This window comes from Pseudomonas sp. B1-22, assembly GCF_050474425.1.
Lineage (GTDB): Bacteria > Pseudomonadota > Gammaproteobacteria > Pseudomonadales > Pseudomonadaceae > Pseudomonas.
In genome coordinates this window covers 100,295-122,422 of sequence record NZ_JBCHVH010000006.1, presented here as the reverse complement: position 1 = coordinate 122,422, position 22,128 = coordinate 100,295, and the positions used below count along the sequence as shown (strand labels likewise).

18 protein-coding genes and 1 pseudogene are annotated in these 22,128 nt (G+C 64.4%); 11 read left to right on the top strand and 8 right to left on the bottom strand.

Going from position 1 to position 22,128, the window contains the following annotated elements; genetic code table 11:
- Positions 1 to 2: 2 nt before the first annotated feature.
- From ACQ5BL_RS22555 to lpxC, 4 genes are all read left to right on the top strand, one after another.
- Positions 3 to 866 carry a cell division protein FtsQ/DivIB gene (locus ACQ5BL_RS22555; RefSeq protein WP_207883781.1) on the top strand — a complete coding sequence of 288 codons (864 nt, stop codon included), beginning with the start codon at positions 3 to 5 and terminating at the stop codon, positions 864 to 866.
- A 21-nt stretch (positions 867 to 887) separates the two neighbouring features.
- Positions 888 to 2,135, top strand: coding sequence for a cell division protein FtsA (gene ftsA, locus ACQ5BL_RS22550; protein ID WP_207883783.1), 1,248 nt, complete (start codon positions 888 to 890; stop codon positions 2,133 to 2,135).
- Positions 2,136 to 2,188: 53 nt separating this feature from the next.
- Positions 2,189 to 3,373: a cell division protein FtsZ gene (gene ftsZ / locus ACQ5BL_RS22545; protein WP_045209631.1), complete on the top strand. Its 1,185-nt coding sequence runs from the start codon at positions 2,189 to 2,191 to the stop codon at positions 3,371 to 3,373.
- 112 nt (positions 3,374 to 3,485) lie between these two features.
- Positions 3,486 to 4,397: a UDP-3-O-acyl-N-acetylglucosamine deacetylase gene (gene lpxC, locus ACQ5BL_RS22540; RefSeq protein WP_207883785.1), complete on the top strand. Its 912-nt coding sequence runs from the start codon at positions 3,486 to 3,488 to the stop codon at positions 4,395 to 4,397.
- A gap of 68 nt (positions 4,398 to 4,465) precedes the next feature.
- Here the strand turns inward: lpxC and ACQ5BL_RS22535 are convergent, their stop codons facing one another.
- Positions 4,466 to 4,921, bottom strand: a complete 456-nt coding sequence (locus ACQ5BL_RS22535; RefSeq protein WP_207883787.1) for a DUF721 domain-containing protein — start codon at positions 4,919 to 4,921, stop codon at positions 4,466 to 4,468.
- A 302-nt stretch (positions 4,922 to 5,223) separates the two neighbouring features.
- On the opposite strand from ACQ5BL_RS22535, the gene secA reads away from it, so the two are divergent.
- The 4 genes from secA (at position 5,224) to ACQ5BL_RS22515 (ending at position 11,080) form a co-directional block, all read left to right on the top strand.
- Positions 5,224 to 7,980 (top strand): preprotein translocase subunit SecA, encoded by a 2,757-nt coding sequence (gene secA, locus ACQ5BL_RS22530; RefSeq protein WP_207883789.1) that lies wholly within the window; start codon positions 5,224 to 5,226, stop codon positions 7,978 to 7,980.
- Positions 7,981 to 8,072: 92 nt separating this feature from the next.
- A complete protein-coding gene (gene argJ, locus ACQ5BL_RS22525) occupies positions 8,073 to 9,290 on the top strand; it encodes a bifunctional glutamate N-acetyltransferase/amino-acid acetyltransferase ArgJ (RefSeq protein ID WP_207883791.1) in 1,218 nt (405 codons plus the stop codon).
- Between the two features lie 148 nt (positions 9,291 to 9,438).
- Positions 9,439 to 10,068: a glutathione S-transferase family protein gene (locus ACQ5BL_RS22520; protein ID WP_207883793.1), complete on the top strand. Its 630-nt coding sequence runs from the start codon at positions 9,439 to 9,441 to the stop codon at positions 10,066 to 10,068.
- Between the two features lie 61 nt (positions 10,069 to 10,129).
- The gene (locus tag ACQ5BL_RS22515; RefSeq protein ID WP_243805421.1) at positions 10,130 to 11,080 is read left to right on the top strand and encodes a Nudix family hydrolase; all 951 of its coding nucleotides are present in this window, start codon (positions 10,130 to 10,132) and stop codon (positions 11,078 to 11,080) included.
- Between the two features lie 234 nt (positions 11,081 to 11,314).
- On the opposite strand, the gene ACQ5BL_RS22510 is transcribed toward ACQ5BL_RS22515, so the two are convergent.
- The 4 genes and pseudogenes from ACQ5BL_RS22510 to ACQ5BL_RS22495 all read right to left on the bottom strand — a co-directional run.
- Positions 11,315 to 11,887 (bottom strand): cob(I)yrinic acid a,c-diamide adenosyltransferase, encoded by a 573-nt coding sequence (locus ACQ5BL_RS22510; RefSeq protein WP_243805423.1) that lies wholly within the window; start codon positions 11,885 to 11,887, stop codon positions 11,315 to 11,317.
- 3 nt (positions 11,888 to 11,890) lie between these two features.
- On the bottom strand, positions 11,891 to 13,942 hold the full coding sequence (locus ACQ5BL_RS22505) for a sensor histidine kinase (RefSeq protein ID WP_207884164.1): 2,052 nt from the start codon (positions 13,940 to 13,942) through the stop codon (positions 11,891 to 11,893).
- A gap of 58 nt (positions 13,943 to 14,000) precedes the next feature.
- Complete coding sequence (locus ACQ5BL_RS22500) at positions 14,001 to 14,918, bottom strand: putative 2-dehydropantoate 2-reductase (RefSeq protein WP_243805424.1); 918 nt, start codon at positions 14,916 to 14,918, stop codon at positions 14,001 to 14,003.
- A gap of 39 nt (positions 14,919 to 14,957) precedes the next feature.
- A pseudogene (locus ACQ5BL_RS22495) lies at positions 14,958 to 15,935 on the bottom strand (response regulator); the annotation flags it as partial.
- Positions 15,936 to 16,221: 286 nt separating this feature from the next.
- On the opposite strand from ACQ5BL_RS22495, the gene ACQ5BL_RS22490 reads away from it, so the two are divergent.
- Positions 16,222 to 16,701 carry a YajQ family cyclic di-GMP-binding protein gene (locus ACQ5BL_RS22490; RefSeq protein ID WP_207883810.1) on the top strand — a complete coding sequence of 160 codons (480 nt, stop codon included), beginning with the start codon at positions 16,222 to 16,224 and terminating at the stop codon, positions 16,699 to 16,701.
- A 151-nt stretch (positions 16,702 to 16,852) separates the two neighbouring features.
- Positions 16,853 to 17,695 (top strand): mechanosensitive ion channel family protein, encoded by an 843-nt coding sequence (locus tag ACQ5BL_RS22485; RefSeq protein WP_207883820.1) that lies wholly within the window; start codon positions 16,853 to 16,855, stop codon positions 17,693 to 17,695.
- Between the two features lie 45 nt (positions 17,696 to 17,740).
- Here ACQ5BL_RS22485 and ACQ5BL_RS22480 read toward each other — a convergent pair whose 3' ends face one another.
- Together ACQ5BL_RS22480 and ACQ5BL_RS22475 are read right to left on the bottom strand one after the other, a co-directional pair.
- Positions 17,741 to 19,555, bottom strand: a complete 1,815-nt coding sequence (locus ACQ5BL_RS22480) for an AmpG family muropeptide MFS transporter (protein WP_243805426.1) — start codon at positions 19,553 to 19,555, stop codon at positions 17,741 to 17,743.
- 41 nt (positions 19,556 to 19,596) lie between these two features.
- Positions 19,597 to 19,971, bottom strand: coding sequence for an MGMT family protein (locus tag ACQ5BL_RS22475; RefSeq protein ID WP_207883823.1), 375 nt, complete (start codon positions 19,969 to 19,971; stop codon positions 19,597 to 19,599).
- Positions 19,972 to 20,164: 193 nt separating this feature from the next.
- Between ACQ5BL_RS22475 and ACQ5BL_RS22470 the strand changes: the two genes are divergently transcribed.
- Positions 20,165 to 21,166, top strand: coding sequence for a DUF481 domain-containing protein (locus ACQ5BL_RS22470; RefSeq protein WP_243805428.1), 1,002 nt, complete (start codon positions 20,165 to 20,167; stop codon positions 21,164 to 21,166).
- Positions 21,167 to 21,305: 139 nt separating this feature from the next.
- Here the strand turns inward: ACQ5BL_RS22470 and ACQ5BL_RS22465 are convergent, their stop codons facing one another.
- Entirely contained in the window at positions 21,306 to 22,064 is a 759-nt protein-coding gene (locus ACQ5BL_RS22465; protein WP_207883827.1) for an SDR family oxidoreductase, read from the bottom strand.
- Positions 22,065 to 22,128 lie beyond the last annotated feature (64 nt).

Here is a 22,128-nt window from a genome sequence, read left to right as displayed (position 1 = left end):
CCATGAACGGCGCTCAGCTTCGTCATCAGCAACCTGGTATCGGCCGTGTGCCCGCACGCAAGCCGGCGGCCCGTGGCGCAAGTCGCCTGGTGGCCAAGGAGCCGCTGAGCGCGCGCATGCCCAAGCCGAGCTTCGGCTTCCTCAAGGTACTGCTGTGGCCGCTGGTACTGGGCGTACTGGGCGTTGGCACCTATTACGGCGCGCAATACGCGCTGCCCTATGCGGACCGCCCGATCGCCAAGGTCAGCGTGGAAGGTGACCTGAGCTACATCAGCCAGCAGGCGGTGCAGCAGCGGATCAGCTCCTACGTTTCGGCGAGCTTCTTCACCATCGACCTGGCCGGCATGCGCCAGGAGCTGGAGCAGATGCCCTGGATCGCCCATGCCGAAGTGCGTCGCGTATGGCCCGACCAGGTGGTGATCCGCCTGGACGAGCAACTGCCGATCGCCCGCTGGGGCAACGAAGCGCTGCTGAACAACCAGGGCCAGGCCTTCGCCCCGCGCGAAGTGGCCAACTACGAGCACCTGCCGCGCCTGTCCGGCCCGCAGCGCGCTCAGCAACAAGTGATGCAGCAGTACCAGATTCTCAGCCAGATGCTCCGTCCGCTGGGCTTCACCATCGCCAGCCTGGACATGAGTTCGCGCGGCGCCTGGACCCTGGGTACCGCGCAGGGCGTGGAGATCATGCTGGGCCGCGATCACGCGGTAGAACAGATTCGCCGGTTCGTGACCATCTACGACAAGGCGCTGAAAGATCAGATTTCGAAAATTGCGCGCATCGACATGCGCTACCCCAACGGCCTGGCCGTGGCGTGGCGCGATCCGGTGCCGGAAGCGACGGTGGCACAGACCACCGCCGTGCAGTGAGTTGAGGAGACTTCGATAAACATGGCAAGCGTGCAGAGCGGCAAAATGGTCGTCGGCCTGGACATCGGCACCTCCAAGGTGGTGGCGCTGGTGGGTGAGGTGGCGGCCGATGGCAAGCTGGAAATCGTCGGTATCGGGACGCACCCGTCGCGCGGCCTGAAGAAGGGCGTGGTGGTGAACATCGAGTCCACCGTCCAGTCCATTCAGCGTGCTATCGACGAGGCCCAGCAGATGGCGGGCTGCCGTATCCACTCGGCCTTCGTCGGCATCGCCGGCAACCATATCCGCAGCCTGAATTCCCACGGCATCGTGGCGATTCGCGACCGCGAAGTCAGCGGTGCGGACATCGAGCGCGTGCTGGACGCGGCCCAGGCCGTGGCCATCCCGGCTGACCAGCGTGTGCTGCACACCCTGGCCCAGGACTACGTGATCGACAACCAGGAAGGCGTGCGCGAGCCGCTGGGCATGTCCGGCGTGCGCCTGGAAGCCAAGGTGCACGTGGTGACCTGTGCGGTGAACGCCGCGCAGAACATCGAGAAATGCGTGCGCCGCTGCGGCCTGGAAGTGGACGACATCATCCTCGAGCAACTGGCTTCGGCCTACTCCGTGCTCACCGAGGACGAAAAGGAGCTGGGCGTGTGCCTGGTGGACATCGGCGGCGGCACCACCGACATCGCCATCTTCACCGAAGGCGCCATCCGCCATACGGCAGTGATCCCGATCGCCGGCGATCAGGTCACCAACGACATCGCCATGGCGCTGCGCACCCCGACTCAATATGCCGAAGAGATCAAGATTCGATATGCTTGTGCCCTAGCCAAACTGGCCGGTGCGGGCGAAACCATCAAGGTGCCCAGCGTAGGGGACCGGCCGCCGCGGGAACTGTCGCGCCAGGCGCTTGCCGAAGTGGTCGAGCCTCGTTACGACGAGCTGTTCACTCTGGTTCAGGCGGAATTGCGCCGCAGTGGCTACGAGGATCTGATTCCTGCCGGGATCGTCCTGACCGGTGGCACTTCCAAGATGGAAGGCGCGGTCGAGCTGGCCGAAGAGATCTTTCACATGCCGGTGCGCCTGGGCGTACCTCACAGCGTCAAAGGACTGACCGACGTCGTGCGCAATCCAATCTACTCCACGGGTGTGGGCCTGCTCATGTACGGGCTGCAGAAGCAGTCCGACGGCATCTCCATGTCCGGCAGCAGCTTCAGCAGCGACGAACCCAAGACACCGGTACTGGAAAAGCTCAAACGCTGGGTCCAGGGCAATTTCTGATTTACCACCGCGGTAAACGTAGGCGACACAACTAGAAAGGAAGGAGAGGGGAAATGTTTGAATTGGTAGATAACGTCCCGCAAACAGCAGTCATCAAGGTTATCGGCGTAGGTGGCGGCGGCGGCAACGCCGTGAACCACATGGCCAAGAACAACGTTGATGGCGTCGAATTCATTTGCGCCAACACCGATGCGCAGGCGCTGAAGAACATCGCCGCGCGCACCGTGCTGCAACTCGGCCCGGGCGTGACCAAGGGCCTGGGCGCTGGCGCCAACCCTGAAGTAGGCCGCCAGGCCGCCATCGAGGACCGCGAGCGTATCGCCGAAGTCCTGGAAGGCGCCGACATGGTCTTCATCACCACTGGCATGGGTGGCGGTACCGGTACCGGTGCTGCGCCGATCATTGCCGAGGTTGCCAAGGAAATGGGCATCCTCACCGTGGCCGTGGTCACCCGTCCGTTCCCGTTCGAAGGTCGCAAGCGCATGCAGATCGCCGACGAAGGCATCCGCTCGCTGGCTGAAAGCGTCGACTCGCTGATCACCATCCCGAACGAAAAACTGCTGACCATCCTGGGCAAGGACGCGAGCCTGCTGGCCGCCTTCGCCAAGGCTGACGATGTACTGGCCGGTGCCGTTCGCGGTATCTCCGACATCATCAAGCGCCCGGGCATGATCAACGTCGACTTCGCCGACGTGAAGACCGTCATGAGCGAAATGGGCATGGCCATGATGGGTACCGGCTGCGCCAGCGGCCCGAACCGCGCTCGCGAGGCAACCGAAGCCGCGATCCGCAACCCGCTGCTGGAAGACGTCAACCTGCAGGGTGCCCGCGGCATCCTGGTGAACATCACCGCAGGTCCCGACCTGTCCCTGGGCGAATACTCCGACGTGGGTAACATCATCGAGCAGTTCGCTTCCGAGCACGCCACCGTGAAGGTGGGCACCGTGATCGATCCGGACATGCGCGACGAGCTGCACGTCACCGTGGTCGCCACCGGCCTGGGCGCTCGCCTGGAGAAGCCGGTCAAGGTAGTCGACAACACCGTGCAGACCCAGGCCGTCAGCACCCAGGCTCCGGTACAGCGCGAGCAGCAGTCGGTGAACTACCGTGACCTGGACCGTCCGACCGTCATGCGCAACCAGTCCCACGGCGGCGCTGCCACCGCGGCCAAGCTGAATCCGCAGGACGATCTGGACTACCTGGACATCCCGGCCTTCCTGCGTCGTCAGGCCGATTGAGTCGATTTATCAGGAGTATCAATGTGATTGGTGTTCAGCAAAGGGCGGTTCTGCTATCATCGCCGCCCATTGTTGAAAACAGTTCGCAACTTGCGCGAAAGCGGCCAAAGCCATGATCAGACAACGCACCTTGAAGAACATCATCCGGGCGACCGGTGTCGGCCTGCATTCCGGGGAGAAGGTTTACCTGACCCTGAAGCCGGCTCCCGTCGATACTGGCATCGTGTTCTGCCGGACCGATCTCGACCCGGTAGTGGAAATCCCCGCTCGAGCTTCGAACGTGGGTGAAACCACCATGTCGACCACCCTGATCAAGGGTGACGTCAAGGTGGATACCGTGGAGCATCTGCTGTCGGCCATGGCTGGCCTGGGTATCGACAACGCCTATGTCGAGCTGTCCGCATCGGAAGTACCGATCATGGACGGCAGCGCAGGTCCCTTTGTATTCCTGATCCAGTCCGCTGGCCTGCAAGAGCAGGAAGCGGCGAAGAAGTTCATCCGCATCAAGCGCGAAGTGAGCGTGGAAGAGGGCGACAAGCGCGCCACCTTCGTTCCCTTCGATGGCTTCAAGGTGAGCTTCGAGATCGACTTCGATCACCCGGTTTTCCGTGGTCGCACCCAGAAGGCCGTTGTGGACTTCTCCAGCACTTCCTTCGTCAAGGAAGTCAGCCGCGCCCGTACCTTCGGGTTCATGCGCGACATCGAGATGCTGCGTTCGCAGAACCTGGCGCTCGGTGGCAGCGTGGAGAACGCCATCGTGGTCGACGAGTATCGTGTGCTCAACGAAGACGGTCTTCGTTACGAGGACGAGTTCGTCAAGCACAAGATCCTGGACGCCATCGGAGACCTGTACCTGTTGGGTAACAGCCTCATCGGCGAGTTCATCGGCTACAAGTCCGGTCACGCCCTGAACAACCGTCTGCTGCGTACCCTCATCGCAGACAAGGACGCTTGGGAAGTGGTGACCTTCGAGGACGCCAAGACCGCGCCGATCTCCTATATGCGACCCGCTGCGGCCGTATAAAGGAACCTCCTTCCTTCAGTAATAACTTCAAAGGCCACCCTAGGGTGGCCTTTTTTTATGCCTGCTGATTATTCCTTCGGCTTGCGGCTGCGGCTGGCAAGGCGCTCCAGGGCGGCCTTGAGCTGCGGATTGTCGATGCCTTCGGCGGCTTCATGGAGTGTAGCGGCGGCCGACTCCGTCAGCGTGACGGTACGTGCCGGGGCGCTGGCCTGACTGAGCGGTTGCACCTTGAACAGGATGCGCGCAAGCCCGCGGAATTCCTCATAGGCAGCGAGTTGCCGAAGCAGGCGATTCTGCTGGTAGCGCAAGCGGGTGGCCCAGTGGCCGTCGGTGACGATCAGCAGCAGGCTGCCTTCGCGCCAGGAGGCGATGCGGCAATAGGGGCGTGCGGCGGGCTGCAGCTGCGAGTCGAGCAGCTCTTGCAGGTGCGAGAGACGCTGGGCCTCGGCGAACAGCGATTGCAGGGGCTTGGCTTCGCGCAGCAGCTTGGTCGATGCCTGGGCGGGCAGGGGGCGGAAGGCCATGGTGAAAAACCGAGGGTGAATAAAGGGCGATGGTAGCAGATGGAGGATTCATCCGGTTGCAGGATGCTTGTCGCGGCGCAACCTTGAAGTTGCGCGTCTGCGTCACCATATCAACCACACGGATTAAAAGTTATTCGTCCACGCATTGCCCGAAATGTCATGGAGTGCGAAGCTTCCAAGGATGACTTCGGCACTTTTTTCATACACGTTTCCGGGTAGAATGCCCGCTTCGTTGCCGTTCCGCGCCGCGGCCAGCCAGTCGGGCAGCCCTCCAATTCTCCAGTTCGGATGACCCAGTCGATATGTTTGCGCCTTTGTTGAAAAAACTCTTTGGAAGCAAGAACGAGCGTGAAGTAAAGCGCATGGTCAAGCAGGTCCAGGCCATCAATGCGCTCGAGCCCCAGATGGTGGCGCTTTCCGATGAGCAACTGAAGGCCAAGACCGAGGAGTTCAAGGCGCGCGTCGCCAAGGGCGAAACCCTCGACCAGATCCTCCCCGAAGCCTTCGCCGTGGCCCGTGAGGCCGGCAAGCGCGTAATGGGCATGCGCCACTTCGACGTCCAGTTGATCGGTGGTATGACCCTGCACGAAGGCAAGATCGCCGAGATGCGTACCGGTGAGGGCAAGACCCTCGTGGGTACCCTGGCCGTTTACCTGAACGCCCTGGCTGGCAAAGGCGTGCACGTGGTCACCGTGAACGACTACCTGGCCCGCCGCGACGCCAACTGGATGCGTCCGCTGTATGAGTTCCTCGGCCTGTCCGTCGGCATCGTCAGCCCGTTCCAGCCGCCGGAAGAGAAGCGCGCCGCCTACGCGTCCGACATCACCTACGGTACCAACAACGAATTCGGTTTCGACTACCTGCGCGACAACATGGCGTTCAGCCTGGAAGACAAGTTCCAGCGCGAGCTGAACTTCGCCGTGGTCGACGAAGTGGACTCCATCCTCATCGACGAAGCGCGGACTCCGCTGATCATCTCCGGCCAGGCCGAAGACAGCTCCGAGCTGTACATCAAGATCAACAAGCTGATCCCGCGCCTGAAGCGTCACATCGAGGAAGTCGAAGGCCAGGTGACCCAGCAGGGCCACTACAGCATCGACGAGAAGACCCGCCAGGTCGAACTCAACGAGCAGGGCCACGCCTACGTCGAGGAACTGCTGACCCAGAACGGCTTGCTGGCCGAGGGCGAGAGCCTCTACTCGGCGCACAACCTCAGCCTGCTGACCCACGTCTACGCAGCGCTGCGCGCCCACACCCTGTTCCACCGCAACGTGGAATACATCGTCCAGGGCGACCAGGTCCTGCTGATCGACGAGCACACCGGCCGTACCATGCCGGGCCGCCGCCTCTCCGAGGGCCTGCACCAGGCCATCGAGGCGAAGGAAAACCTGCCGATCCAGGCCGAGAGCCAGACCCTGGCCTCGACCACCTTCCAGAACTACTTCCGACTCTACACCAAGCTGGCCGGCATGACCGGTACCGCCGACACCGAGGCCTTCGAGTTCCGCCAGACCTACGGCCTGGACGTGGTGGTGATCCCGACCCACCGTCCGGTCGCCCGTAAGGACTTCAACGACCTGGTCTACCTGACCCAGGACGAGAAGTACGCCGCCATCATCACCGACGTGCAGCAGTGCCAGGCACTGGGCCGTCCGATCCTGGTCGGTACCGCTTCGGTGGAGACCTCCGAATACGTCTCGCAGCTGCTGCAGAAAGCCGGCATCGAGCACAAGGTACTGAACGCCAAGTACCACGAGAAGGAAGCCGAGATCATCGCCCAGGCCGGTCGTCCGGGCTCGGTGACCATCGCCACCAACATGGCCGGTCGTGGTACCGACATCCTGCTGGGCGGCAACTGGGAAGTGGAAGTCGCTGCGCTGGAGAACCCCACCGACGAGCAGGTCGCGCAGATCAAGGCCGACTGGCAGAAGCGCCACCAGCAGGTCATCGAGGCCGGCGGCCTGCACGTGATCGCTTCCGAGCGCCACGAATCCCGCCGTATCGACAACCAGCTGCGCGGCCGTGCCGGCCGTCAGGGCGACCCGGGCTCCAGCCGCTTCTACCTGTCGCTGGAAGACCACCTGATGCGCATCTTCGCCTCCGACCGGGTGAAGAACTTCATGAAGGCCCTGGGCATGCAGCCGGGCGAGGCGATCGAGCACCGCATGGTGACCAACGCCATCGAAAAGGCGCAGCGCAAGGTCGAAGGCCGCAACTTCGACATCCGTAAGCAACTGCTGGAGTTCGACGACGTCGCCAACGAGCAGCGCAAGGTGATCTATCACATGCGCAACAGCCTGCTGGCGGCCGACAACATCGGCGACACCATCGTCGAGTTCCGCGAGGAAACCCTGGCCAACACCATCAGCCAGCACATCCCGCCGCAGTCGCTGCCCGAGCAGTGGGATATCGCCGGCCTGGAAGCTGCCCTGTACAGCGACTTCGCCCTGAAACTGCCGATTCAGCAGTGGCTGGACGAGGACGAGAAGCTCTACGAAGAAACCCTGCGCGAGAAGATCCTCGCCGAGCTGGTGGCTGCCTACAACGAGAAGGAAGACCTCGCCGGCGAAGAAGCCCTGCGCACCTTCGAGAAGCAGATGCTGCTGCGCGTGCTGGACGACCTGTGGAAGGACCACCTGTCCACCATGGATCACCTGCGCCACGGCATCCACCTGCGCGGCTATGCGCAGAAGAACCCGAAGCAGGAATACAAGCGCGAGTCCTTCAACCTGTTCCAGGAGCTGCTGGATTCGGTCAAGCGCGACACCATCCGCGTGCTGTCCTTCGTTCAGGTCCGCCGCGAGGACCCAGCCGAGGAAGAGGCCCGTCTGCGCCGCGAGGCCGAGGAAATGGCCAAGCGCATGCAGTTCCAGCATGCCGCCGCGCCGTCCATGGATCAGGCCACCGACGAGCCGGAGGAAGACGGCGAGCAACCGCCGATCCCCGCCAACGTGGTGCCGATGGAGCCTGTTCGCAACGAGCCGAAGATCGGCCGCAACGAGCCGTGCCCCTGCGGTTCGGGCAAGAAATACAAGCACTGCCACGGTCAGGTGGAATAACCTCCTCCGACCCTGACACCAACGCCGCGACCGGCCCAGCCGCTCGCGGCGTTTTTCTCATCTGATCCACTGACTTGATAGGAGCGCGTCACATGGCTGTTGGTCTCGGCCCCATGTCCACCCTGCACCCGGTCCCCGGTTTCGAACTCGGCATCGCCTCTGCCGGCATCAAGCGACCCGGCCGCAAGGACATCGTGGTGATGCGATGTGCCGAGGGCTCCACCGTGGCCGGCGTGTTCACCACCAACGCCTTCTGCGCAGCGCCGGTGATCCTGGCGCGCAAACGTTTCCTGGGTCCGGTGCGCTACCTGCTGACCAACACCGGCAATGCCAACGCCGGCACCGGTGAGCCGGGCCTGGTCAACGCCACCCGCACCTGCGCCAAGCTGGCCGAGCTGGCCGGTGTGCCGGAAAACGCGGTGCTGCCGTACTCCACCGGCGTGATCGGCGAGCCGCTGCCGGTCGAGAAGATCGAAGCTGCGCTGCCCGCCGCGCTGGCCAACCTGTCCGTGGACAACTGGGCCGATGCCGCCGCCGGCATCATGACCACCGACACCCTGCCCAAGGGCGCCAGCCGCCAGTTCCAGCACGACGGCGTGACCATCACCGTCACCGGCATCAGCAAGGGCGCCGGCATGATCAAGCCGAACATGGCCACCATGCTTGGCTACATCGCCACCGACGCCAAGGTCGCCCAGGGCGTGCTGCAGGACCTGCTGCGCGATGCCGCGAACAAGTCCTTCAACCGCATCACCATCGACGGCGATACCTCCACCAACGACTGCTGCATGCTGGTCGCTACCGGCCAGGCCGCGCTGCCGGAAATCACCGCCGCCTCCGGCGCGCTGTTCGCCGCGCTGAAGCAAGCCGTGCTGGATGTCTCCATGGAGCTGGCCCAGGCCATCGTCCGTGATGGCGAAGGCGCTACCAAGTTCGTCACCGTGCAGGTCAACGGCGGCGCGACTCACCAGGAGTGCCTGGATGTCGGCTATGCCGTCTCCCACTCGCCGCTGATCAAGACCGCGCTGTTCGCCTCCGACCCGAACTGGGGCCGCATCCTCGCCGCCGTCGGCCGTGCCGGCGTGCCGGACCTGGACGTGAGCCTGATCGACGTGTACCTGGACGACGTCTGCATCGCCAGCCGTGGTTGCCGCGCCGCCAGCTATACCGAGGACCAGGGCGCCAAGGTCATGGCCCAGGAAGAGATCACCATCCGTATCGATCTCGGTCGCGGCACCTGCAGCGAGACCATCTGGACCACCGACCTGTCCCACGAGTACGTGAAGATCAACGCGGAATACCGCACCTGATCGTACTGTAGGGCTCTGGGCAGGCCTCGCGCCGGCCCTTCGCTTCACTCGGATTCCCGATTTTCATCGATGGATGAAAATCGGGAATTTGTTTTCATGGCTCCCGCGCTCTAAGGTCTCCTGACTGACCTTCAAGAGCATTCGCACCATGTCCCTCACCCTGGTAATCGGCAGCAAGAACATCTCGTCCTGGTCCCTGCGCGGCTGGCTGGCCATGCAGCTCACCGGTGCCGACTTCGAGGAAATCCTGATTCCCCTGGGCGGCGTGGATACCGCACGACGCATCCGTGAGCATTCGCCCACCGGCAAGGTGCCGGCGCTCAAGTGCGAGCACGGGGTGATCTGGGACTCCCTGGCAATCGCCGAATACCTCGCCGAACGCTTCCCCGAGGCCCATCTCTGGCCCCGTGGCGAGGCTGCTCGCGCCCTGGCGCGTTCGGTCTGCGCGGAGATGCACAGCGGCTTCATGGCACTGCGTTCGCACATGCCGATGGACATCCAGCGCAACCAGCCGCTGGCGCAAGTGCCGGAAGCGGTCGAGGCGGACATCGCCCGCGTCGTCGAACTCTGGGCCCTGTGCCGCAAACAGTTCGGCCAGGATGGTCCCTTCCTGTTCGGGCACGCCAGCATCGCCGATGCCTTCTACGCGCCCGTGGCCACGCGCCTGCGCAGCTACTGCGTGACGCTGCCCGTCGAAGCGCAGAACTATGTCGATGCAATCTACGCCTGGCCGGCCTTCCGTCCCTGGCTGGAGGCGGCGATGGTCGAACGTGCTTGATCCTGACGGTAGAATGCCCCTCTGCGCGGGCCCTGCCTGAATCGGATTGAGGAGTAGCACTGTGAAACGAGTACATGTCGCCGCCGCCGTGATTCGCGGACTCGATGGCCGGGTTCTGATCGCCCGCCGTCCGGACGACAAGCACCAGGGCGGTCTCTGGGAGTTTCCCGGTGGCAAGGTGGAAGAGGGCGAAGCGGTACAGGTCGCCCTGGCCCGTGAGCTGAAAGAAGAACTGGGCATCGAGGTCGAGCAGGCGCGCCCGCTGATCCGTGTGCAGCACGACTACAGCGACAAGCATGTGTTGCTGGATGTCTGGGAGGTTTCCGCCTTCTCCGGCGAGCCCCACGGCGCCGAAGGCCAGCCGCTGGCCTGGGTCGCCCCGCGCGACCTGCCGGACTATGAGTTCCCGGCGGCCAACGAGCCCATCGTGCATGCCGCACGCCTGCCGGATCGCTACCTGATCACGCCGGATGGCCTGGAGATCCCGCAGCTGGTGCAGGGCGTGCGCGCTGCCGTCGCCAACGGTATCCGTCTGATCCAGCTGCGCGCGCCGAACATGTACAGCCCCGAGTACCGCGACCTCGCCGTTGACGTGCAGGGCCTGTGCGCCGGCAAGGCGCAGTTGATGCTCAAGGGCCCGCTGGAGTGGCTGGGTGACTTCCCGGCGGCCGGTTGGCACCTGACTTCCGAGCAACTGCGCAAGTACGCGCCCAATGGCCGCCCGTTCCCGCGTGAACGCCTGCTGGCGGCTTCCTGCCACAGTGCCGAGGAGCTGGAACTGGCGACCCGCATGGGTGTGGATTTCGTCACCCTGTCGCCGGTGCAGCCGACCGAGAGCCATCCGGGCGAACCGGCGCTGGGCTGGGAGGCTGCGGCGGAACTGATCGACGGCTTCAATCAGCCGGTATTCCTGCTCGGCGGAGTCGGCCCGCAGGACGTGGAACGTGCCTGGCAAGCGGGTGCGCAGGGCGTGGCAGGGATTCGCGCGTTCTGGCCGAAAGCCGAGGGCTGATCGGGGCTTGTGCGTGGGGCTGCGATGGGTATCGCTTCGCTCCACGCCATTCTACGAAAGACGTTTCCCGGCCAGCGTAGGAGCGGACTTTGTCCGCGATCAGCCTCGCTGCGGAATCTATCGCGGACGGAGTCCGCTCCTACGCCAGCCACCAACGCCAACATTCTTCTGTAGGAGCGGGCGATGCGCGCGATCGCACGCGTGGCGTGCATCTACAGGTCCGGTTCTGGTCGCTCAGACGGGCTTTTCCGCCGCCTGCCAGAGAATCTCATCCACACCCTGGCGCCGGGCTATGAAGCGCGCGGTGACGAACAGCAGGTCGGACAGCCGGTTCAGGTAGCGCAGGCCGGCGCCTTCCAGCGGCTCCTCGGCATTGAGCTGCTGGCAGCGCCGCTCGGCGTTGCGCGCCTGGGCGCGGCACAAGTGGGCCAGCGCCACCAGGCGCGAGCCACCGGGCAGGATGAAGTTCTTCAGCGGCCCGAGTTCTTCGTTCCAGCGGTCGATCACCTGCTCCAGGCGCTCCACTTCGGCGTCGTTCAACGCGCGGTACTCCGGCATGGCCAGCTCGCCGCCAAGGTCGAACAGACGATGCTGGATCGGCGCCAGCACGCCGATCACTTCTTCCAGCGCGCTGCTGCGGGCTTCGTTCAGCCCCGCGAGCAGCAGGCCGAGGTGGCTGTTCAGCTCGTCCACCGCGCCCATGGCTTCCACCCGCGGATGGTGCTTGGGCACCCGGCGGCCATCGGCCAGGCCGGTTTCGCCGTTGTCGCCGGTGCGGGTGTAGATCTTCGATAACCGGTTGCCCATGGCTCAGTGCTCCTTATCGCCGCCCTCCAGCAGGGGCGTGGGGGAAGTGACTTCGGCGCCCAGGGGCAGCCGCAGGGTGAAGCAGGTGCCCTGGCCGAGTTCGGACTGCACCTCCATCTGCCCCTTGTGGTTGTTGGTGATGATGAAGTACGACACCGACAGGCCCAGCCCGGTGCCCTGGCCGACCTCCTTGGTGGTGAAGAACGGCTCGAAGATGCGCTTGCGGACCTTCTCCGGCATGCCGCAGCCGTTGTCTTCCACCTGGATTTCCGCCCACGGCGGGTTCAGTCGGGTGCGCAGGGTGATGCGGCCGAGCTCGCCTTCTTCCTCGTCGTCGCGCTGGTGGATGGCCTGGGCGGCATTCTTCAGCAGGTTGAGCAGGACCTGCTCCACCTCGTTGGCGATCACCGGCACCGGCCCCAGGCGCGCATCGAACTCATGGACGATATGCAGCGACTTGAAGTCGAAGCCGCCGGTGAGGTCGAAATCGTTGCCGGCGATCTCCACCGCCTGCTCCAGCAGCGCCGGCAGTTCGCAGGCGGTCATCTGGCGATGGCTGCGGCGGCTGAAGGAGAGCATGTGGCTGACGATCTTCGCCGCCCTGGAGCCTGCGTACTGGATGCCGTCCATCAGCTTGGGAATTTCCCGCGCTTCCAGGTAGTGGTTGAGATCCCCCAGGTGCACGCCGACTTCCCCGGCGACCTCCAGGTTCTTCGGCAGGTCCGGCGACAGGCGCCGGCGGATGTTCTGTACGTTGTGCAGGATGGCGCCCAGCGGGTTGTTGATCTCGTGGGCCATGCCGGCGGCCAGGCCGCCGACGGAGAGCATCTTTTCCGACTGCACCATCATCTCTTCCATCCCCAGGCGATCGGTGATGTCGTCGATACGGATCACCGCGCCGCGCCCGGTGCCGCCCATCAGCGGGTAGAAGGTCAGGGCGTAGTGGCGCGGGGCGTCGGTGAGCGCCCAGGTGACCCGCTCGACGCGCTCGACCTTGTGTTGTTCGGCGGCGCGGGTGAGTTGTGGCAGGAAGTGCTTGAGCGAGGGGAAGGCGAGGAATACCGGCTGGTTCACCGCGTCATCCAGGCTGGTGCCCGAGAGCCGGCTGGCCTCCTGGTTCCACTGGGTGACGTAGAGCTGTTCGTCCACCGCGATCAGCGCCGAGGGCATCGAGTCGATGATGCTGTTGAGGTAGTGCTGGAAGCCGGTGAGTTTCTTCTCGATCTTGCTGCGGACCTGGACTTCCAGCTCCAGCTTGCGGTTCGAGCGGCGGGTTTCCTCGGCCAGTGACTGCGCCTGTTCCACCGCTTCCTGGGCGTCGTCGCGGGCGCGCTTGAGCTGCTGTTCGCGGGCCTCGATGCGGGTCAGCATGGTGTTGAAGGCGTCGGCCAGGCGGCCGATCTCGTCGGCGTTGCCGCGCTCGGCGCGCAGGGCGTAGTTCTCCTCGCGGGTGACCTGCCGGGACAGTTCTTCCAGGCTGCGGATCGGCCGGGTGATCAGGCGGCGGATCTGCTGGGCGATGAGCAGCCAGAGCAGCACGGAAACGGCGAGGATCACCAGGCTGGCGGTGAGGGTGCCGGTGTAGAAGGCGCCTGGCAGCTCGCTGCTGGCCACCAGCAGCAGAAAGCCGCGGCTGCCGTCGGGCTGGGGCAGTTCGAAGAGGGCGTTGAGGCGGTACTCGTGCTCCCGCCAGCGCTCCAGGTGGTCCAGCCGCTCGGGCAGGGCGACGGGGCCGTCCGCGGGCGTCTGGGCGATGCGCTCGCCATCCTTGTCATAGAGCGCGGCCGCGCGCAGCGGCTGGTAGTCATCGAGCTGGCGCAGCAAGACCTGGGCCTGGGTGGGGGAGGTGAGTGCCGGCGCGCTGAGTGCCGGGTTGGCGATCAGCCGGCCGATGGTCTGCAGGGCCTGGGGCGCCACGCTGTCCTGGGAAATCCAGTAGGCCGCGCTGATGAAGGCCAGGTTGGCCACCAGCATGACGGTGGCCAATAGAACCAGCAGGGCGGCGAGGACCTTCTGGCCGACCGGCAGGTCTTCCAGGCGCTTGCGCAGGTTCAGGGGTGAAGGCATGGGCGGAACCGCAGTGAAACAGGGAGGCGGGCAGGGTAGCCCGCCATCAGGTGTCGGGCAATCCGCGCGCGCGCAGATACTCGCGCAGCCGCTCGTGCAGCGCGCGCAGTTGCGGCAGGGCCAGGTGCAGACGGTCGCCCTCGCGGCAGGCATGGCCGAGCAGGTAGGCGATTTCGCTACGCCGGCCGTTGGCGACGTCCTGGTACATGGAGGAGAAATTCGCGGCGGTGGCGGCGATCACGCGCTCGACGTCGCCCTGCAGTTCCCGGGCAGCGCCTGCGAAGCCGCTGGCGTGCAGCAACTGGCCCAATTCGTCGCAGAGCCCGGCCACTTCCGCCGGATGGGCCGCCAGGTCACCGTTGCGGCACTGGTGCAGCACGGTGAGCGGATTGATCGCGCAGTTCAGTGCCAGTTTGCGCCACAGGCGTTCGAGGATTTCCCCGCTCCACTGCGCGGGAATCTGCGCGCTGTGCAGCTCCGTCAGCCATTCCGGCTCGGGACCGCCGAGTTCGTCGCCCAGCCAGGTCTGCCCCTTGCCGGCGAACACCACGCGAAAGTCCGAAGCCCGGAACGCACCTTCGGTGCTGGAGGCGTACAGGCAGCGGACGCGGGGCAGGTGGGCGGCGACCGCCTGCTGACTGCCCAGGCCGTTCTGCAGCAGGATCAGTTCGGCGCCCGGGGCCAGCCGGGCGGCGATGCTGGCGGCGGCAGGCTCTGCGTCGTAGGCCTTGCAGGCGAGCAGCAGGCGCTGGATCTGGATCGGCCCGCCCTGGGCGACGGTTTCCGCTGGAATCGGATAGAGGCTTTCCTGGCCGTCTTCCACCAGGGTGACGCCACCCAGGGCGCGGTAGGCGTTGAGTCGCTGGCGGTCGCGCAGCAGCAGGCGCACCGGCAGGCCGGCGCGGGAGAGGCGGGCGGCCCACAGGCAGCCGAGACTGCCGGCGCCGAGGATGTACCAGGTCATGGGGAGGACTTCGCGAACGTCGGGGGCTTACTGCGAAGTTTAGCGCAGCCCGGTCAGGCGACTGGCGTTGATTCGTCCGCTGGCGTAGGCATCGGGCAGCAGCGCGCGGGCCTGCTGCATCAACTGCTCGGCATCCACCGGCAGCGCCTTGGCGTCCAGGCCCACCAGGCCGATGCCGGCCTTGAGGGTGATGAAACCTTCGCTGGTCTTGAACGCCTTGAGGTTGAGGCCGTCGTGCAGGCGGCGGAAGCTGCTCGGCGAGCACTCCTGCAAATCTTCGAGCAGGGTGATCAGGGCGAAGTGCTGGTCGTCCACGCGCGTCAGCACGTCGAGTGGGCGTACCAGTTGTTGCAGGCGGCGGGCGACGCCGTGCAGCAGTTCGCCATGGAACGCCGGGCCGTGCTGGTGACCCAGGGCAGCCAGCTCCGGAATGCCGATCAGCATGTAGCACACCGCGCCGCCGCGCGACTCCACCTGGCGGATGCTGTCGGCCAGCTTCTGCCGCAGGTAGCGCAGGTTGCCAAGGCCGGTGGCGCTGTCCACCAGGTTGCGTTCTTCCAGGATGGTGATGTTCTCGGTGAGCAGGCGCTTTTCCATCAGCAGGCGCAGCAGGGTGTTGCTCAGGCGGTCGGCGGCCAGGACGCGGGGCACCAGCTGTTCGTTCATCGCCGATTTGCTGACGAAGTCGTCCACCCCACGGTCGAAGGCCTCGGCCAGGGCGTTGTCGCCTTCCTTGCCGGTGAGCAGGATGATGTAGGTGTAATGGTCGCCGCTCTCGTCGAGCTGGCGCACGCGGGCGGTGAGTTCCAGGCCGTCCATTTCGGGCATCAGCCAGTCGGCGAGGAGGATGCTCGCAGGTTCCTTCTCCAGCAGTTGCAGGGCTTCGCTGGCGCTGCTGGCGAAGCGCACGTTCTGGTAGCCGGCCTGGCTCAGCGCGCGGCCGATCATGGCGCTGGAGAACTTGGCATCGTCGACCACCAGGATGCTGAGATGGCTAGTAGGCATTGAAGGGCTCGCAAGCGGGTGGGAAATGCCGACTCTCTCTGTCGGAACCTGTTTACGATCTGCTGCGCGTCGGCATAACTGCGTTGAAATCGATCTCGGGATGCTCATTTACTGCAAGTAAACTCCGCTCCCTCAACCGATTCCGCCTTGTTCTGCTCTAGCTCGCGAGATCGTAAACAGGTTCTCAGAGGTCGGGCGCGGTCTTGTCTGTCAGTTATAATGACCGCGCATTTTTATCGTCAAGCCAGGCTCGATGCTGACTGTGAACCGCATCGCGCCGTCCATCTGGAGAGATGTCATGCCTTCGTTCGACGTGGTGTCCGAACTGGACAAACACGAACTGACCAACGCCCTGGACAACGCCGCCAAGGAACTGGACCGCCGTTTCGACCTGAAGGGCAAATGCAGTTTCGAGTCCAAGGACAAGTCCGTCACCCTGACCGCCGAGGCGGAGTTCATGCTCGAGCAGATGCTCGACATCCTTCGCGCCAGCCTGATCAAGCGCAAGATCGACAGCCAGTGCATGGAGATCAAGGATGCCTTCCCGTCCGGCAAGGTGGTCAAGCAGGAAGTGAACTTCCGCGAGGGCATCGACAAGGACCTGGCGAAGAAGATCGTCGCCCTGATCAAGGACAAGAAGCTCAAGGTCCAGGCCGCCATCCAGGGCGAGCAGGTGCGTGTCACCGGCAAGAAGCGCGACGACCTGCAGGAAGCCATCGCTCTGCTGCGCGGCGAGTCGCTGGGGATGCCGCTGCAGTTCAACAACTTCCGCGACTGACGCGAAGGGAACCCGACACGGTATTGCGTCGTCTCAGGTTACGGCGCAATACCGGTTCAAGCCGCCATGGCCCAGGCCATGGCGGTTTCGTTTCCGGTAGTCGGATATCGGCCGGCACCTTGCCGGCCAACTGAAAAAGGGGAATCAATCCATGGATATGAATTACGACACTCTGGTGAAGTCGGCCGAGGCCTGGCTGCCGGTGGTGCTCGCCTACAGCGGACAGATCGTGCTGGCGCTGCTCACGCTGCTGATCGGCTGGTGGCTGATCAATACCCTGACCACCCGCGTCGGCGGCCTGCTCGCCACCCGCCACGTCGACCGTACGCTGCGCGGCTTCGTCGGCAGCCTGGTGAACATCATCCTTAAGGTGCTGCTGCTGGTCAGCGTGGCTTCGATGATCGGCATCCAGACCACCAGTTTCGTCGCCGCCATCGGCGCCGCCGGCCTGGCCATCGGCCTGGCGCTGCAGGGCAGCCTGTCGAACTTTGCCGGCGGGGTGCTGATCCTGCTGTTCCGCCCGTTCAAGGTGGGCGACACCATCGAGGCCCAGGGTGTCACCGGCACCGTCGATACCATCCTGATCTTCCACACTGTGCTGCGCACCGGCGACAACAAGCGGGTGATCGTGCCCAACGGCGCGCTGTCCAACGGCACCATTACCAACTATTCCGCCGAGCCGACCCGCAAGGTGGTGTTCGATGTTGGCGTCGATTACGAGGCGGATCTCAAGCGTGCCCAGTCGGTCCTCCTGGAACTGGCCGACGACCCGCGTGTGCTGCGTGATCCGGCACCGGTGGCGGTGGTGAGCACGTTGGGCGAGAGCGCCATCACCTTGTCCCTGCGCGTATGGGTGAAGAACGCCGATTACTGGGATGTGATGTTCCTGTTCAACGAAACCGCTCGCGACGCACTGGGCAAGCACGGTATCGGTATTCCCTTCCCGCACCGCGTGGTGAAGGTGGTGAAGGGCGAGATGGTCGGTATCGACTGAGTCTTCCTGCGTTCCATGAAAAAGGCCGGCATTCGCCGGCCTTTTTCATGGTGCCTGGTGACGCTCCGCGCTGGGTTGCGCCTGGGGCTCCGGCGGCTGCTCAGGCGCGCCGTTGGTCATGTCTCCGCGGTTGCGCAGCCAGAGCCAGCCGATCAGCAGCAGGGTCGGTACACCGAGCAGGGCGGTGAAGAAGAAGAAGCGCTCGTAGCCCATGCCTTCGACCATGGTCCCCGAGTAGCCACCGATGAAGCGCGGCAGCAGCAGCATGGTGGAGCTGAGCATGGCGTACTGGGTGGCGGAGAACTTCAGGTTGGTCAGGCTCGACAGGTAGGCGACGAAGGCCGAGGTGGCCAGGCCGCCGCTGAAATTGTCGAGCATGATGGTCACCACCAGCATGGTGACGTGGGGTTCGAGTACCTTGAGCAGAGCGAATACGTTCTGCCCCATCAGGTGCGGATCATCGATCGCCCCCATCTGCGCCAGCATGGCGAACAGCAGGTTGGTCGCCGCCGAGGCGGCACCACCGACGAACAGGATGGGCAGGATGCTGAAGCGGGCGATCAGCACGCCGCCGGCGGCGGCGCCGACCAGTGTCATGACCACGCCGAACAGCTTGCTCACTGTGGCGATGGTGTCCTTGGTGAAGCCCATGTCGATGTAGAACACGCTGGCCATGGTGCCCATGACGGTGTCCGACATCCGGTAGGTGGAGATCAGGCCCAGCAGCAGCAGCGCCTGCCAGCGATAGCGGCGGACGAACTCGGTGATCGGCGTGAGCACCGGCGCCATCAGCAGGCGACCCGGTGCCGAGATGCAGCTCAGGGAAATCAGCAGGTACAGCGAGGCGAGCCACCACTTGCCGGCGCTGGCCATGGCGTAGAACGCAGTACTGGTCACCAGCAGGATGATCAGCACCATCACCGACACCGCCTGGTGGACGAAGTCGAACTGCGGCAGACCCTTGCCATGCACGGCGAGCAGCAGTGGGCGGCGTACCTTCGACAGCAGCTCGCGCACCGGACGGATCTGCCGGCGGCCGTGGGGAGTCATGCAGATGCCGATGAAGATGGCGTAGAGCGCGGCGCGCGGCCAGGCCTGGTTGGTCAGCGCGGTGAGCATCGCCGGCACCGAGATCAGCAGCACCAGCAACTGCAGCACCGAGAGCAGCTGGTGGTTGAAGGCGAACGCCGAACTGCCGGCCTGCGGCTGTACGTTCACCGGAGGCTCGCTCATCAGCAGGGTGGTGATCAGGCCGGGCAGGATCAGCAGGGCGCACAGCCCGTAGGTCAGCCCCCAGGCCGCCTGGCTGTAGTGCGTCGCGCTGGAGCCGGCCCATTCGGCGAAGAACAGCACGCCGGCGGTGGCCGTCAGCACGGCGACCCGGTAGCCGGTCATGTAGCAGGCGGCGAGGGCGGCCTGGCGGGTGTTCTCGGCAATCTCCAGGCGATAGGCATCGATGGCGATGTCCTGGGTGGCGGAACCGAATGCCACCACCATGGCCAGGCAGATCAGCCAGTTCAGGTGCGCTTGCGGGTTGCACAGGGCCATGCCGAGCAGGCCCAGGGCGATCAGCCCCTGGCAGAACACCAGCCAGGAGCGGCGGCGTCCGAGGCGGCCGATGATGGGCAGGCGCCACTGGTCGAGCATGGGCGACCACACCCATTTGAAGGCGTAGACCAGGCCGATCCAGCTGGCGAAGCCGATGGTTTCCCGAGCGACACCTGCCTCACGCAGCCATACCGAGAGCGTCGAAAGCACCAGCATGTACGGAAGGCCGGCGGCGAATCCCAGAAGCAAAAGCGCGAGGCTGGCGGGAGACTTGTAGGCAATCCATGCCTCTCGCCAGGAATGCTCTTTCATGGGGGTTGTATTCCAGCAGATCGAAAATTACGCGAACTCTACTAGGACTGCTCGCTGCTAGGCCAGCCGTGCCGACGTATGTCCACCCTATCGTTATGGATTCTGACACCCTCCGCACGCAATCGTGCGCGCTGCTCGTTTCCCGACGGGGTACCTTGCGCAAGGCTGATGCGCCCACCAGCGGCGATCACCCGGTGCCAGGGCAGGCGGGTATCGGCCGGCAACTGCCCGAGGATGCGTCCGACCAGGCGCGCCGCGCGCCCCAGGCCTGCGAGGCGGGCCAGTTCGCCGTAGCTGACGACGCACCCCTCGGGCACCTGGGCGAGTACCAGGAAGATCGCCTCGCGGCGCACCTGCAGGCTTTCCAGGCCGAGATCGGCGGGGGGAGCGGGGGAATCGGTCTTGCGCTTGGGCATGGTGTGCTCACGTTTCGCGGCTTACCGGGAGCATATCGGTATGTCGGCGGCGGGCAAATCATCGCGGGCTCGAAGACCCATCTGTCAGTGCGGATGAACTTCCCCGCGCAGGGGCCGGTCAGTCGTTGCTCAAGCGTCGGGTAACTGGATAATGCCCGGCTTTTTTGCCCACTGAGCCCGTTGAACCTGACTCATGCTGTCCAGAAACCTGCTGTTCGTTGCACTTGCCACTTGTTCCATTTCCGCCGTTGCCGACACCGTCTGGCTGAAGAACGGCGACCGCCTCACCGGCACGATCAAACTCTATGACGGCGGCAAATTGCTGCTCAATACCGACTATGGCGGCGAGATCACCCTGAAGGGGGACCAGATCGCCACCCTGGAGACCGAGCAGAACCTCCTGGTCAAATACGACGAGGAAACCGGCGAGCATTCCAAGGGCCTCAAGGCCTCCGAACCCGGCAAGGTCACCCTGGTCAACGGTTCGCCGCGCACGGTGGACGTCGCCAGTATCGAACAGATGATGCCGCCCAAGCCGATCCTCGAAGACTGGGTGTGGACCGGCAACGTCGACTTCTCCCTCGACCACAAGCAGGCCGAGAACGATGTCGAGGACTACGACATCGACTTCAAGACCAACGCCCGTCATGGTCGCTGGCGGCACAACCTGCAAGGCGAATACAACCGCGAGAAGAAGGACGACTCGGTCAGCACCAACAACTACTCGGCCGAGTACGCGCTGGACCGTTTCCTCGACGAACACTGGTTCTGGCAGGGGCAGGCACAGTACAAGCGCGACTGGGTCGAGGACCTGCAGAAGAAGCGTACCGTCGGTACCGGTCCGGGCTACCAGTTCTGGGATAACGAACTGGGCGCGTTCTCCCTGGCCGCCCTGATCAACCGCAACGACTACGAATTCACCGATAACGAGAAGGATCACTTCTATTCCAGCAGCCTGAAGTGGGACTACAACCGATTCCTGCTGGCCAAGAAGTTCGAGCTGTTCACCAACGGCGAGGTCAGCAAGCCGCTGGAGTCGAATGTGGAATATGAACTCGATAGCGAGGCGGGGGTGCGCTACAAGCTGACTTCCTGGGCGTCCCTGAGCATGAAGGCGGAATGGGACAAGCTCAGCGGCCATGACGGTGACGTCAACGAGCGGCGTTACACCCTCGGCCTGGGAGTGGGTTGGTAGGCCGTGTACCTGTAGGAGCGAGCTTGCTCGCGAACCTTTCAACGCCGGTACGGGGTCTGTTCGCGAGCAAGCTCGCTCCTACGCAGAGCTGAAAACAAAAAGCCCCGCACTTGGCGGGGCTTCTTATTGGGCGGGCGGATTACAGACGCAGACCGCCGTCCAGCTCCAGCACACGACCGGTGTAGTAGTCGTTCTCGAGGATGTAGGCCACCGAGTGAGCGATTTCCATCGGCTTGCCCAGGCGCTTGAGCGGAATGCCGGAGGTCATCTTCTCCAGGGCCTCGGGCTTCATACTGGCGACCATGTCGGTCTCGATGAAGCCGGGCGCAACGCCCGCCACGCGGATGCCGTAGCGCGCCAGTTCCTTCGCCCACACCACGGTGTCGGCGGCGACGCCGGCCTTGGCCGCGGAGTAGTTGGCCTGGCCCATGTTGCCGGCACGGGAGATGGAGGAAATGTTGACGATCGCGCCTTCGTTCTTCAGCTCGATCATCTTCGCGGCGACTTCGCGGGTGCAGAGGAACACGCCGGTCAGGTTCACGTCGATCACCGCCTGCCACTGGGCCAGGCTCATCTTGCTCAGCTCGCCGTCCTTGACCTTGATGGTCAGGCCGTCGCGCAGGATGCCGGCGTTGTTGACCAGGCCGTTGATGGCGCCGAAGTCGCTGGCGACCTGGGCCACCATGTGGGTAACCTGTTCCTCATTGGCGACGTTGCACAGATAGGCACGGGCGTCACCGCCGGCGGCCTTGCAGGCGGCTACCGCTTCGTCCAGTTTTTCGGCGTTGAGGTCAACCAGCGCCAGACGGGCGCCCTTGGCGGCGAGGTACTCGCCCATGGCGCGCCCCAGGCCCTGGCAGCCGCCGGTGATGATGATGACCTTGTCTTTCAATTGCATCTGAAGAACCCCACGAGCAGTTTCTGGTGAGAGGCCTCGCCGGCGGCTGAGAACAGAGTCATCC

Excerpts from the sequence above, each read along its gene's own strand:
- secA (WP_207883789.1), top strand. The coding sequence starts at position 5,224 with ATGTTTGCGCCTTTGTTGAAAAAACTCTTTGGAAGCAAGAACGAGCGT.
- ACQ5BL_RS22470 (WP_243805428.1), top strand. The coding sequence starts at position 20,165 with ATGCTGTCCAGAAACCTGCTGTTCGTTGCACTTGCCACTTGTTCCATT.
- ftsA (WP_207883783.1), top strand. The coding sequence starts at position 888 with ATGGCAAGCGTGCAGAGCGGCAAAATGGTCGTCGGCCTGGACATCGGC.
- ACQ5BL_RS22500 (WP_243805424.1), bottom strand. The coding sequence starts at position 14,918 with ATGACCTGGTACATCCTCGGCGCCGGCAGTCTCGGCTGCCTGTGGGCC.
- ACQ5BL_RS22465 (WP_207883827.1), bottom strand. The coding sequence starts at position 22,064 with ATGCAATTGAAAGACAAGGTCATCATCATCACCGGCGGCTGCCAGGGC.
- ACQ5BL_RS22480 (WP_243805426.1), bottom strand. The coding sequence starts at position 19,555 with ATGAAAGAGCATTCCTGGCGAGAGGCATGGATTGCCTACAAGTCTCCC.
- argJ (WP_207883791.1), top strand. The coding sequence starts at position 8,073 with ATGGCTGTTGGTCTCGGCCCCATGTCCACCCTGCACCCGGTCCCCGGT.
- ACQ5BL_RS22485 (WP_207883820.1), top strand. The coding sequence starts at position 16,853 with ATGGATATGAATTACGACACTCTGGTGAAGTCGGCCGAGGCCTGGCTG.
- ACQ5BL_RS22510 (WP_243805423.1), bottom strand. The coding sequence starts at position 11,887 with ATGGGCAACCGGTTATCGAAGATCTACACCCGCACCGGCGACAACGGC.
- ACQ5BL_RS22520 (WP_207883793.1), top strand. The coding sequence starts at position 9,439 with ATGTCCCTCACCCTGGTAATCGGCAGCAAGAACATCTCGTCCTGGTCC.
- ACQ5BL_RS22535 (WP_207883787.1), bottom strand. The coding sequence starts at position 4,921 with ATGGCCTTCCGCCCCCTGCCCGCCCAGGCATCGACCAAGCTGCTGCGC.
- ACQ5BL_RS22475 (WP_207883823.1), bottom strand. The coding sequence starts at position 19,971 with ATGCCCAAGCGCAAGACCGATTCCCCCGCTCCCCCCGCCGATCTCGGC.
- lpxC (WP_207883785.1), top strand. The coding sequence starts at position 3,486 with ATGATCAGACAACGCACCTTGAAGAACATCATCCGGGCGACCGGTGTC.
- ftsZ (WP_045209631.1), top strand. The coding sequence starts at position 2,189 with ATGTTTGAATTGGTAGATAACGTCCCGCAAACAGCAGTCATCAAGGTT.
- ACQ5BL_RS22555 (WP_207883781.1), top strand. The coding sequence starts at position 3 with ATGAACGGCGCTCAGCTTCGTCATCAGCAACCTGGTATCGGCCGTGTG.
- ACQ5BL_RS22490 (WP_207883810.1), top strand. The coding sequence starts at position 16,222 with ATGCCTTCGTTCGACGTGGTGTCCGAACTGGACAAACACGAACTGACC.